The organism is Epilithonimonas zeae, assembly GCF_900141765.1.
In the GTDB taxonomy this organism is placed as follows: domain Bacteria; phylum Bacteroidota; class Bacteroidia; order Flavobacteriales; family Weeksellaceae; genus Epilithonimonas; species Epilithonimonas zeae.
The window spans coordinates 707377-719341 of record NZ_FSRK01000002.1; the positions used below are offsets into that span (position 1 = coordinate 707377).

The 11965-nt window shown below is 35.4% G+C and carries 12 protein-coding genes and 3 tRNA genes; 12 read left to right on the forward strand and 3 right to left on the reverse strand.

What is annotated here, in order from left to right:
* Positions 1 to 79: 79 nt before the first annotated feature.
* From porG to BUR19_RS15070, 9 genes are all read left to right on the forward strand, one after another.
* On the forward strand, positions 80 to 871 hold the full coding sequence (porG, locus tag BUR19_RS15030) for a type IX secretion system protein PorG (RefSeq protein WP_074236258.1): 792 nt from the start codon (positions 80 to 82) through the stop codon (positions 869 to 871).
* 4 nt (positions 872 to 875) lie between these two features.
* The gene (locus BUR19_RS15035; protein WP_074236514.1) at positions 876 to 1622 is read left to right on the forward strand and encodes an isoprenyl transferase; all 747 of its coding nucleotides are present in this window, start codon (positions 876 to 878) and stop codon (positions 1620 to 1622) included.
* Positions 1623 to 1655: 33 nt separating this feature from the next.
* Positions 1656 to 4190, forward strand: coding sequence for an outer membrane protein assembly factor BamA (bamA, locus tag BUR19_RS15040; protein ID WP_074236259.1), 2535 nt, complete (start codon positions 1656 to 1658; stop codon positions 4188 to 4190).
* Positions 4154 to 4846, forward strand: coding sequence for an OmpH family outer membrane protein (locus BUR19_RS15045; RefSeq protein ID WP_074236260.1), 693 nt, complete (start codon positions 4154 to 4156; stop codon positions 4844 to 4846). Before bamA ends, BUR19_RS15045 begins: the two co-directional genes overlap by 37 nt.
* Positions 4847 to 4891: 45 nt before the next feature.
* Complete coding sequence (locus tag BUR19_RS15050) at positions 4892 to 5392, forward strand: OmpH family outer membrane protein (protein ID WP_074236261.1); 501 nt, start codon at positions 4892 to 4894, stop codon at positions 5390 to 5392.
* 71 nt (positions 5393 to 5463) lie between these two features.
* Entirely contained in the window at positions 5464 to 5943 is a 480-nt protein-coding gene (locus BUR19_RS15055; protein WP_074236262.1) for an acyl-CoA thioesterase, read from the forward strand.
* Between the two features lie 2 nt (positions 5944 to 5945).
* Complete coding sequence (gene rfbD, locus BUR19_RS15060; RefSeq protein ID WP_074236263.1) at positions 5946 to 6815, forward strand: dTDP-4-dehydrorhamnose reductase; 870 nt, start codon at positions 5946 to 5948, stop codon at positions 6813 to 6815.
* On the forward strand, positions 6808 to 7488 hold the full coding sequence (locus BUR19_RS15065; RefSeq protein WP_074236264.1) for a hypothetical protein: 681 nt from the start codon (positions 6808 to 6810) through the stop codon (positions 7486 to 7488). Before rfbD ends, BUR19_RS15065 begins: the two co-directional genes overlap by 8 nt.
* 157 nt (positions 7489 to 7645) lie before the next feature.
* Complete coding sequence (locus BUR19_RS15070) at positions 7646 to 9016, forward strand: tetratricopeptide repeat protein (RefSeq protein ID WP_074236265.1); 1371 nt, start codon at positions 7646 to 7648, stop codon at positions 9014 to 9016.
* Positions 9017 to 9253: 237 nt separating this feature from the next.
* Here the strand turns inward: BUR19_RS15070 and BUR19_RS15075 are convergent, their stop codons facing one another.
* From BUR19_RS15075 to BUR19_RS15085, 3 genes are all read right to left on the reverse strand, one after another.
* Positions 9254 to 10138, reverse strand: coding sequence for a DMT family transporter (locus tag BUR19_RS15075; RefSeq protein ID WP_074236266.1), 885 nt, complete (start codon positions 10136 to 10138; stop codon positions 9254 to 9256).
* Complete coding sequence (gene aat / locus BUR19_RS15080; RefSeq protein WP_074236267.1) at positions 10135 to 10782, reverse strand: leucyl/phenylalanyl-tRNA--protein transferase; 648 nt, start codon at positions 10780 to 10782, stop codon at positions 10135 to 10137. The genes BUR19_RS15075 and aat overlap by 4 nt, the downstream gene beginning before the upstream one ends.
* 84 nt (positions 10783 to 10866) lie before the next feature.
* Positions 10867 to 11247, reverse strand: coding sequence for a DUF3127 domain-containing protein (locus tag BUR19_RS15085; RefSeq protein WP_074236268.1), 381 nt, complete (start codon positions 11245 to 11247; stop codon positions 10867 to 10869).
* Between the two features lie 169 nt (positions 11248 to 11416).
* On the opposite strand from BUR19_RS15085, the gene BUR19_RS15090 reads away from it, so the two are divergent.
* The 3 genes from BUR19_RS15090 to BUR19_RS15100 all read left to right on the forward strand — a co-directional run bounded on the left by BUR19_RS15090 (position 11417) and on the right by BUR19_RS15100 (position 11702).
* Positions 11417 to 11498 (forward strand) — tRNA-Leu (locus BUR19_RS15090).
* A gap of 39 nt (positions 11499 to 11537) precedes the next feature.
* Positions 11538 to 11613: transfer RNA gene (locus BUR19_RS15095), tRNA-Gly, on the forward strand.
* A gap of 5 nt (positions 11614 to 11618) precedes the next feature.
* Positions 11619 to 11702, forward strand: a tRNA-Leu gene (locus BUR19_RS15100).
* Positions 11703 to 11965: the final 263 nt, after the last annotated feature.

Below are 11965 nucleotides of genomic sequence, written 5' to 3' on the forward strand. Positions count from 1 at the left end.
CTTTAAGAAGTTCCTTAATCTAAAAATGTTTTATATTTGCACCAAATTTTTGAGTAATAGACGTTTCAGTATATTGAAAATGAAGAGAGAATTCACCTATGCCCTTGTCGCTATATTTTGTTTTTTGAGTTTTGCAAAAGCTCAGAGACACGAGATCGGGGTACAATTAGGAATGAGTAATCTTGTTGGAGATATCGGGAGAACAAACTATATTCTTCAAAAACCTCTCGGAAATGTATCTGAGAACGGGCTTCCATTTTATGGAGGCGTAATGTACAGAATGAATTTTAATCCCTATCAAACCGTCAGGCTTAATGTGGGATTTAGTAACATTCAGTTTGATGATAGGTATGCGAAAGAAGATTATCGGAGAATTAGGCAGTTGAGAGGAACCAATTCGGTGATATCAGCTGATTTGCTTTTCGAGTATAATTTTTTGCCAGTGAATGACGAGCAGATTAGCATGATAAGTCCGTACATATTTGCAGGTATTTCCGGGTTATATATGGATGCGGCAAAAGCAGATTTAACAATCACGAATACTACTGTAGAAGCTAAATACAGACAAGAAAAGGCTTTCACAATGGGACTTCCTTTTGGTGTAGGCCTCAAATATAAATTTAATTATAACTGGGCATTGTCAGGAGAATTTACGTTCCGCCCGACTTTCTCAGATCAGGTGGATTATAGTATGTTGAAAGATGGAGATGTGACAGTGAAAAGTTCTCTTGGAAAAGACGATACAGCTGTTATTGTACAGGGTTTTATGAATCAAAGAAATGTGGGTAATGTCAATTCTAAAGATTGGGTTAATTCTGCAACATTGATTTTGTCTTACTCTTTTGGAAGACCACCTTGTTATTGCAAATAAAATTATGCAGGACTTAAAAAAGCTAATAAATAAAGACAAATTACCGAAACACGTTGCTGTTATAATGGATGGAAACGGTAGATGGGCAAAATCCAGAGGTGAAGAAAGAACCTTTGGACACAAAAATGCTATCACTGCCGTTCGTAATGTTATTAATGCCTGTAACGAGATTCACATACCATATCTTACGCTTTATACATTCTCTTCAGAAAATTGGAATCGACCGAAAGAAGAAGTAGATACTTTAATGAGTCTTTTATCCGAAACCCTATTGCTGGAGGCAGAAGAGATTTTTACGAAAGGATTGAGAATGCATGTAGTTGGAGATATCACGCAGCTTCCGGAATTAGTTAGAGATCAACTACTTAATGTGATTGAACTGACTAAAAATAATGACAAAGGAAATCTGATTCTGGCTCTGAATTACGGTTCACAAAAAGAAATTCTGAAAGCAGTAAAAGAAATCAGTCAAGATGTGAAAGATGGGATTGTAGATGTTGAAAATATTGATGAAAAAATATTCGAAAGTCATCTTTATACCAAAGATTTCCCAGCGGTTGATTTGATGATAAGAACAAGTGGCGAAGTCCGTATCAGCAACTTTTTGCTTTGGCAGATTGCTTATGCAGAACTTCAGTTTTTAGATGTACTTTGGCCGGACTTTACAAAGGACACTTTTTTTCAGTGCATATTAGACTATCAAAATAAAGAAAGAAGATACGGGATGACCAGCGATCAGATTTCTTCATAAAATATATTAGAAAAGAGAACAACTTCAATAAGAATGAAATTAAGATTTATACCCATTATTTTGTTGACAGCTTCAGTGTATTTTCACGCTCAGGTTGTTCCACAGGGTAACAATGCAGAAAGCACAGAACTTGCAGGAAACCAAAACCAAGAGTATGTTCTGAAAGATATCGTTGTAGACGGTGTCAAAAGATACACACCAGCTCAGATTTTGCGTTTTACAGGTCTTGTGAAAGGAGAGAAGTTAGAAATTCCGGGGCAGAGAGTCAGCAATGCTGTCAAAAAACTTTGGGAAACCCAATCTTTTTCTAAGGTTGAGGTCTATATTCAGGATGTTGAAGGGCAAAACGTTGTCCTGCAATTCTCGTTACAAGACCTTAAGGAATTAGGCGAAGTCAAATTCACGGGTAAAGGAATTGGAAAATCCAAGAATGAAAAACTGATCAAGGATAACAACTTGAAGCCGGGAACTAAGATTAATAATAATCTGGTTTCTAGTTTACAAAATAAAATTCCTCAGGAATATGTTGCAAAAGGCTTTGCTGATGCAAAAATCAATATTCAGGAAAAAGCAAATGGTACAGATGCTAATCTTGTAGACTGGACTATTGAAGTTGCTAAAGGTAAAAAAGTCAAAATCGATAAAATCGAGTTTGAAGGCAATGAAAGTGTGTCTGACAGAAAACTGAGAAAAAAAGGGTTCAAAGACACCAAGCAGAAAAGATTTTTGTTGGGTATTCTTAAACCTTCTAAATTTATCCAGGATAAATATGATGAGGATAAGAAAAACCTGATAAGCTACTATAACTCATTAGGTTTTAGAGATGCTACAATTGTTTCGGATTCTGTTACCAGAAACGAAAAAGGTTATAATATCAATGTAAAGCTGAACGAAGGTAAAAAATACTATATCGGTGATATCAACTTCATCGGAAATACCACTTTTACTACAGAGTTTTTGCAGAAAATTTTAGGCTACAAAACCGGAGATATTTATGATGCAGTAGGATTCAATAAAAAAGTTGGAGAAGATGGAGGAAAAGAAGATGATTCTGATTTGAAGTCCATTTATATGAATAATGGTTTCTTGTTCTCCAATGTTACACCGATTGAAAAATCAATCAAAGGTGATTCTATCAATTTGGAAATCAGAATTAATGAAGGGGAAAAAGCAACTTGGAATCGTGTAACCTGGTCTGGAAATACTACGACACACGATCACGTGATTTTGAGAGCGCTTAGAACTAAGCCTGGAACATTGTTCGCAAAATCTGATATCAAGAGAACTTATTTCGAATTGGCTGGTATGCAGTTTTTCGATCCTCAACAAATCGGAACAGATGTAAAACCGAATCCACAGGATAATACCGTTAATATGCACTGGACGTTGGTTGAAAAAGGTTCTTCTCAGGTGCAGTTACAAGCTGGTTATGGTGGAGGTTCTTTCATCGGAACATTAGGATTAACGTTCAATAACTTCTCTTTGAGAAACTTTTTGAAGTTCAAAGATTTCAAACCGGTTCCACAAGGTGACGGACAAACTTTATCGCTTCAGGCTCAGGCAGGACAATATTTTAGGAATTATGGAGTTTCTTTTACAGAACCTTGGGTATTTGGAACAAGACCAACCGCTTTGAGCGTCGGTTTGAATTATTCTAATGTGAATTATTCTTACTCTACAGGAGATCAAACCATGAACATTTTCTCCGCAACTGCAGGTCTTTCTAGATCATTGAAATGGCCGGATGATTATTTCTCTCTTTATACTGGGATACAGTATCAAAGTTATAACTTCAGCAATTATCCATTCTATTTTGGTGATGCATTGGAGTATAATGGTAGTACAAAATCATTCAGTTTCAATATTGGTTTGAGTAGAAACTCAGCTGGTTTGGATCCTGTTTTCCCAACTTATGGTTCTAATATAGAAGCGTCTTTGAAGTTTACGCCGCCATATTCTTGGTTCAGTAACAAAGATTATTCTACAATGAGTACTTTGGACAAGTACAAGTGGATGGAGTTCTATAAAGTGAAGTTAAAAGCTGATTTCTATAACGAAGTTATTGGAAAATTGGTTCTTAGAACAACTGGAGAAATGGGATTCTTGAACGGATATAGCAAAGAATTAGGTCCACCACCATTTGAAAGATATTATGTTGGAGGTGTAGGTTTGTTCAATGGTAGATTTGATGGTAGAGAATTGGTGCCGTTGAGAGGTTATGAAAATGCTTCTTCTACAGGATTCAGTTCATCTTCAACTTATGATATCACGCCTTATGGTGGAGCAACAATCTACAATAGATTTGCAGCAGAATTAAGATATCCGATATCAATGAACCAGACGGCAAAGATTTTCGTTTTGACGTTTGCAGAGGCAGGAAATGCTTGGAACAGCTTCGGAACTTACAATCCATTCAAATTGAAAAGATCTGCAGGTTTAGGTATCAGAGTATCGATGTCAGCATTCGGATTGATTGGATTTGATTTCGCTTATGGATTTGATAAAACATTAGGAAGCTCAGAACCATCAGGATGGCAACAACACTTCTTGATGAACCAACCATTATAAAAAATAAATACTATTTTTATAGGATGAAAAAATTAGCATTAATTGTAACAATTCTTTTTACTACTACACAAATCTATGCACAAAAGATAGGTGTTGTAGATACGAACTATGTGTTGAGCAAATTGCCTCAGTATAAAGAAGCTGAAAACAGACTCAATACTCAAGTCGAACAATGGCGTTCTGATTTGCAACAATTACAGGCAGAATACGAAAGAAAAAAAGAAGCTTTCGAAAATGAAAAAGTTTTGCTTGTTGGCGATCAGTTGAAGCTAAGAGAAAAAGAAATCGTAGATTTGGAGGCAAGTGTACGTAATACTATTGGTGCGAGATTTGGAACCAACGGAGAAGTTAATCAGTTGCGTTCTAATTTGACGAAACCTTATCAAGATCAGATTTGGAATGCTATCAAAACTGTTTCTACAAAGAATAATTTGGGAATAGTTCTTGATAAAAGTAATAACATTAGTGTTATATTTTTAGATAAAAAGTATGACTACACGGATGCTGTTTTAGCTTTGTTGGGAAAGAATACACCTAAAGTTGAGGAAACGAAAGGTAACAATATATCAAGCCCTAACAGTAAAAATGAAAGAGGAGGAAAGACCAATTTAAAATCAAAGGTTAATGCCTTAAAGAAAAAAGTGATGTCAGAATGATCATCAAATTAAAATTAATATAAATTATAAACATAACTTTTTAAAATGAACAAATTAAGTGTATTATTAGTAGCAGTTGTAATGGTTTTTGCAACAGGATTTGCAAACGCTCAGAAAATTGCTTCTGTAGATATCAACGCAATTTTCACGGCTATGCCAGAAATGAAAGCTCTTGATCAGCAATTGCAAAATTTGCAGACTGCAAAGCAAGGTGAATTAGAAAAACAAGGAAAGTCTCTTCAGGACTTGATGAAAAAATATCAGGATGAAGCTCCTAAGCAGACAGCAGCTATCAATGAGCAAAGAAGCCAGGAAGTTCAAAAACTTCAGGAAAACCTTCAGCAGATGTATTCTGCAGCTCAGAAAGATATCGCAGAAAAAAGAGATGCAGGTTTAGCTCCACTTGAGAAAAAAATCAATGATGCTATCTCTAAAGTAGCTAAAGCAGCAGGTTACGAGTATGTATTCGATGCTTCTACGCCAGCTTTAGTTTACAAGGCAGGAACAGATGCAACACCAGCAGTTAGAAAAGAATTAGGTCTTTAATCAACAAAGACAATTAATATCTAAAACCGTCTCGTTTCTTGTAACGAGACGGTTTTTTAGGAATAGTAATTATGGAAAAAGAATTTTCATCAACCTTTAAAATCCGTTTTGCAGATTGTGATCCGATCGGACATCTCAATAATGTCAAATATTTGGAATATATGCTCAACGCAAGAGAAGATCATGTAGAACAAAACTATGGTTTTACTTACGAGCAATACACTAAAGAAACGGGCTGCACTTGGGTTACCATTCAAAATGAAATTGCTTATCTAAAGGAAGTAAGATACAATTCTACAGTTGAGATTACCAGCAAAACAATTGCGGTGAATAATATGACATCAGTTGTAGAATTATTGATGAAAGATGAAAATGGTATAGTTCATGCCGTTTTTTGGTTAACAGTGATTTACTTCAATATGAAAACCAGAAAAGCTGAGATGATGTCTGATGAGAGCTTAGAAAAATTCTCTAAGTTCTTGGTTGAAATCGATCATAAAACATTCAAGGAAAGAGTCGGTTATTTGAGACTTCAAAATAAAACAAAATAGTTATGAAAAGAATACTTGTTATAGGAGGTAACGGTCAGTTGGGACATTGTCTGCAAAAGTTAGCGCCCAAATACCACGATCAATACGATTTCAATTTTACCGGATCATCCGTTGTAGATATCACGAATTTTGAACAAGTAGAGACTGTTTTTGCAGAATATCAACCCGATTTTGTGATTAATGCTTCTGCTTATACAGCTGTAGATTTGGCAGAGACAGAAACTGAAAAGGCTTTTGCGATTAATGCAGATGGTGTTGGGAATTTGGCTCAGGTTTGCAAGGATAACAATGCAATTTTGATTCACGTTTCAACAGATTATGTTTTTGATGGTGAAACTAATTTGAGTTATTCTGAGGATGATTTTACAGATCCAATTGGCGTCTATGGTGCTTCAAAAAGGAAAGGTGAAGAATTGGCTTTGGAAAACAATCCGGAGACTGTGATTCTTAGAACATCTTGGTTGTATTCGGAATTCAATAAGAACTTTGTGAAAACAATGCTTCACTTATTTGAGATTAAAGATGAATTAGGAATTGTAGGCGATCAATTCGGTCAGCCAACCAATGCTAATGACCTTGCCGAAGCTATTTTAGAAATTATTGATGCTAAAAATAAAACGTTCGGAATTTACCATTTCTCCAATTATCCGGAAACTACTTGGTTTGATTTTGCGAGTAAAATAAAAGAATTTTCAGGTTCCAACGTTATATTAAAATCAATTACAACACAAGAGTTTCCAACGCCGGCAAAACGTCCAAAAAGAAGTACAATGTCTCTAGACAAAATCGAAAAAGATTATCAAATCGAACCAAAACATTGGGAAAATAGTCTGAGAGATTGTGTAGAAATCTTAAAATTAACGAATGCGTAAATTATTATTTTTAATTTCATTTTTTTGTTTTCAGTTCTTTTATCTTCAGACGGTTATCCTTAACAAAGTCGATAAAACGAATGATAACAAAGACAAAATTTTCTATAAAATATCGGATGTCTCTAAATCGGAATTTTTAGGAGAAATATTAGTGAATGGATTTTCCAATGATGATGTGAAAATGTTTGGAGAAATTTATAAAAAAGCCAAACAAGTAGGAGCTAATACATTTTCTCTGAAACCCATTGAGAGCGTTGACGGAACAATACAAAAATTTGATCCGGCTTATTATATTCTGAATTTATATTATACCAAAGCTGATGAAATCGCAGACGAGCAGAATGTTGCTTTCCTGATTTCTTCAGCAGACAAAACCCAGAAAATCAATATCGATAACAAAACAACCGAAATTCAACCAAGAAGCTTTCTTAAACTGAATTTAGTAGATAATGAAGTTCTGACAGTCTCTACCCGAAAATTATTGGGATCAACGGTAAAATTGGCAGGAAAAGCGGGGCAACAATCTTTATATTTTTCTTTGTCCAATTTTAAAATTCGTAGCAATGACAGTATCTACGGCGGCGTTAACCTCAAATCCGGCGATATTACGGGATTAGAAAAGTCTTTTGGTATGTTTTTGACTACTATATATACAGAACAGAAAAAGGATTAATGTTAATAAATTGTCATACTCAAATAGTTTATTTTCAAAATTAAATTGAGTAATTTTATAAAAGAAGATTTAAGACCGGGCAATTGTAATTTATTTACAGATCTCACATTGCAAAACAATCTGAGCGGAGCTGAATCTCAAATCTAAATCATACATATTGGAAGAATTTTTTGAAAACGAACTTGCTAAAAAGTTCGAAGAAATGATAGAGAATAATGATGAATTCTATTTCGATACCGAAGAATATATAGAAATTATCATCTATTATCTGGAGCTCGGAGATTACAGCTATGCTGAAATGGCCGTGAATCACGCTCTGAAAATACACCCTAATTCTTTGGAAATCAAAACTAAGCAATTAGAGGTTTTCTTGGAGTTAGAGCGCTATGCGAAAGCAAAAGAACTGATTGATGAATTACATCAGTCGTCTTTGGAAGACACAGACTTTTTGGTTTGTTGTGCTAAATATTATTCCAACCTTGGAAACCCGAAAAAATCAATTGAATATTGTCAGAAAGCTTTGGAGTTGGAAGAAGAAGAAAATTTCCTTCACAATTTTATTGCGGACGAATATGTCAATCTGGACGATCCTTTCAATGCGCTGAAACATTACACTTCGGCTCTGGAGCACGATCCTTACGACGATTATTCTTTGGAAAACGTAATGGTTTGTTATAGTAAACTGAACCGTTCACAAGAAGCAATAGACTTCCTGAATCAATATCTTGATAAGTTTCCATTCTCAGAAACCGCTTGGTATGAGTACGGACAGTTTTTCTTCAACAAAAAAAATTATGACGAAGCCATCAAAGGATTCGATTATATTTTAGCCATCAACTCAAGTGCGGTTGGCGTTTATGCAAACAAGGCATCTTGCTATGAAGCAATGGGTGAATGGGACAAAGCAATTGCGGTTTATGAAGAAATGCTGGAGTTAGAATATACAAAAGCATTCACCTTCTATAAAATTGGATTGTGTTACAAAGAAGCCAAAAAATTGGTTCCTGCGCTCACGTCTTTCCAAAAATCACTCAGAGAAGATCCTCAGTTTTATTTGGCTATGATGGAGCAATCCAATATTTATGAAGAGATGGGTAATACCAAAGAAGCACTTTATTTTGCTCAAGAAGCGGTTGCTCTTAACGTAGGGAATCTGGAATATCAGAAACGTCTAGCTTTTCTTTACATCACTTGCGGTGAGTATGAAGAAAGTCTGACTTGCCTGAAAAAGCTAACCGAATCAGAACCAAGCAGGTTTTACAATTGGTATGCTTATTCGGAGGTTTTGATGTTGATAGGTGAATACGAGGAAGCGATTACAATTCTGGAAAAAGCTTTGCAAACACATCAGCGTGCCGAATTATATTATCAGTTGAGTAATTGCTACTTCAACCTGAAAAATGATTCAGAGGGTATTGCCAAGCTGGAAAAAGCCCTGAAGCTGGATCCTTCGTTAAGCAAAGATATGCAGCAGAAATATCCGTTCATCAAAGAACAGGTTAAAAAAATAAAGACCAAAAAGAAATAAGAGAAAAGCTCAGATAATTCTGAGCTTTTTATTTTTTATGAGCCGGGAAACTGCTTTCTGTTACATTTCCTCGCTCGGTCGGCTCCGCTGCGGGATTTTTCTCTACAAAACGAAGTTTCGACGATTCCATTAAATAATTAAAAAAGAAAGAGTTAATCAGGGCTATGGCATTCGACATCAATTCAAATTTCGACAATTTTAATTAGCATAATCTGTCAAATTAACGGAACAATAAAGTTAAGAAACTACTTTCGGCTTACTCCTCAAAAATATCAATCCAGTCAAAATCACCAAAGCACCAACAGATTGCTGCGTCGTCAATTTTTCACCATCCAAAATTCCCCAGATAATCGCTACGATTGGCATTAGCAAAGTAACTGTTGATGCAAAAAGTGGCGTAGAAATACTAAGTAATTTGTAATTCATCATCATTGCTAATCCAGTTCCAAAGATGGATAACATTGCTACAAAACCCAGTCCTTCAAGCGTACTTTGATTAAAGCTGAAATCTTGGAAAAATCCGGAAAATACCAATGCAATTAAAGAAGGTAATAATAAAACGAAAGAAAAGATAAAAGCTGACATCAGAATAGCCGGAACTTCCTGTAGTTTTGATTTTATTGTCGTTGTACTGATTGCATAAAGTAGAACTGCTAAAACCAGCAAAAGAATAGGGTAGATTTTGATTTCGCCACTTTCACCACTTCCCAAAGCCAAGATACAAGCCCCAATAAAACTGATTAAAACGCCAATCATTTGTCTTTTGGTGGTGGAGAACTTCCAAACCAAAGAACCTACTATAATCACGAATATTGGCATCATGGAATTAATGATTCCTGCAATGCTACTGCTAATCTCAGTCTCTGCTAATGGAAACAGAAACATCGGAATAAAACTACCAGTCACAGCAGCTAAGATCAACCATTTTGTGTGCTGTTTTGGAAATTGTTTGATTTTAGTAATGGCGTAAGGCATCAATACAATTCCGGATATCAGAACTCTCAATGCTCCGACTTCATAAGGATTGAAATGTTCTAAAGATTTTTTTATTAATATGAAGGATGATCCCCAAATCACCGATAATGCGATGAGAAGAATCCATTTTTGCTTTTCGGTATTCAAGGTTTTTGTTGTTTTAAGATGTTTAAATAATCGATTTTCGGAATCATTTTTGCGCCCAGACTTTCCAGATGTTCAGAGTGGATTTGGCAATCGATGAGTTCCCATTGATTTTGATATTTGGTTGTGAAATGGATAAAGCCGGCTTTGGAAGCATTAGAAACTTTGGAAAACATACTTTCGCCGCAGAGAACGTTACCAACTAAAATTCCATAAAAACCACCAACCAATTCGCCGTTTTGCCAGACTTCAAAACTTTTAGCTTTTCCATAATTGTGAAGTTTTACAAAAGATTCGATAAGTTCTTCATTAATCCAAGTTCCATCCTGACCTTTTCTTTCCAAAGTTTTGCAATTTCTCATCACTTCTTCGAAACATTGGTTTTCGGTAAACTCAAAAACCTTATCTCGCAGAATTTTTCTCATCGATTTTGAGATTTTAATTTCATTTGGGAATAAAATAAATCTTGGATCTGGACACCACCAAAGAATTTCTTCTCCCTCATTATACCAAGGAAATAATCCAATTTGATAGGCAAACCAAAGTCTTTCTGGTCTCAAATCGCCTCCGAAAGCCATCAACCCATCCTCCGAATCATAATGTTCAGGATTTGGAAAAGAAATATCGTTAGGATCAAGTTTAAGCATTGGATGATTTTGGGTTTATAAAAAATAATCCCTGCATTTTAAAATAAAGTGCAGGGAGATTTATGTGATATTATTCTATTGATATTAGAAAGGCAAGTCATCATCTTCATCCTCAGCAAAAACATTTTTGTTTTCTGTTGCAGGTGAATTTTGAGAAGGCGTAGCTTCAGTCGGTTCGTTAAAATCGCTGGAACCATCTTTTTCCATTCTCCAAGCTGTGATAGAGTTAAAATATTTTACATCACCTTGTGGGCTTGTCCATTCTCTACCTCTTATATTGATATGAACTTTTACTTTGTCACCTACTTTATATGTATTCAGTAAGTCAACTTTTTCTGATAAAAATTCAATATTAATAGGTTGTGGATACTGCTCTTCTGTCAAAAGAACCAATTCTTTCTTTTGAAATCCACTGTTAAAAGTTTGTAAATCAGAAATTTTCTTTATCGTTCCTGTTAATTCCATATCTCGAAAATGTTTTAAGTGTGTAAAGGTAATAAAAAGTATTGATGTTATTGAAAAAACGGGTGATCAAAAAACTTTAAAAAAATGTTGATTTTATTTTGGAGAGAATACAAAAGAGTTATATATTTGCACTCACCAAAACGAAAGAAAAGGAGTTCTTAAAAATAATGCGGATGTGGTGTAATTGGTAGCCACGCCAGACTTAGGATCTGGTGCTTCACGGCGTGGGGGTTCGAGTCCCTTCATCCGCACAAAGAAAGAATTTCTAAGCAATTAGGAATTTTTTTTATGCGAAAATAGCTCAGCTGGTAGAGCACAACCTTGCCAAGGTTGGGGTCGCGGGTTCGAGTCCCGTTTTTCGCTCCACCGTCGCCCTGGTGGTGGAACTGGTAGACACGCAGGACTTAAAATCCTGTGTCCGCAAGGACGTACGGGTTCAAGTCCCGTCTGGGGTACTTAAAAACTCTCTGAATCGATTGATTACAGAGAGTTTTTTATTTTTAGGGTAGTTAAAAAGCTGGCTTTTATGTAATTGATTTGTATTATATAAACAGTTGCCAATAATTCCATTGGAACCAAGCTTCCACTTCGGTTTTTAATTTAGCTGTTAGTTTTTTATAATTTTTTCCTTAATGGTCTCAATTTTTCCAGTCAAATCAAAGTTTGCTGTTTCTCCGACATTCTGTTCTTGAGCGGCTACCATCAAAAACAGTGTGCA

Coding starts and splice junctions, on each gene's coding strand:
- bamA (WP_074236259.1), top strand. CDS start 1,656: ATGAAATTAAGATTTATACCCATTATTTTGTTGACAGCTTCAGTGTAT.
- BUR19_RS15035 (WP_074236514.1), top strand. CDS start 876: ATGCAGGACTTAAAAAAGCTAATAAATAAAGACAAATTACCGAAACAC.
- BUR19_RS15065 (WP_074236264.1), top strand. CDS start 6,808: ATGCGTAAATTATTATTTTTAATTTCATTTTTTTGTTTTCAGTTCTTT.
- aat (WP_074236267.1), bottom strand. CDS start 10,782: ATGCTTAAACTTGATCCTAACGATATTTCTTTTCCAAATCCTGAACAT.
- BUR19_RS15045 (WP_074236260.1), top strand. CDS start 4,154: ATGGCAACAACACTTCTTGATGAACCAACCATTATAAAAAATAAATAC.
- porG (WP_074236258.1), top strand. CDS start 80: ATGAAGAGAGAATTCACCTATGCCCTTGTCGCTATATTTTGTTTTTTG.
- BUR19_RS15055 (WP_074236262.1), top strand. CDS start 5,464: ATGGAAAAAGAATTTTCATCAACCTTTAAAATCCGTTTTGCAGATTGT.
- BUR19_RS15050 (WP_074236261.1), top strand. CDS start 4,892: ATGAACAAATTAAGTGTATTATTAGTAGCAGTTGTAATGGTTTTTGCA.
- rfbD (WP_074236263.1), top strand. CDS start 5,946: ATGAAAAGAATACTTGTTATAGGAGGTAACGGTCAGTTGGGACATTGT.
- BUR19_RS15085 (WP_074236268.1), bottom strand. CDS start 11,247: ATGGAATTAACAGGAACGATAAAGAAAATTTCTGATTTACAAACTTTT.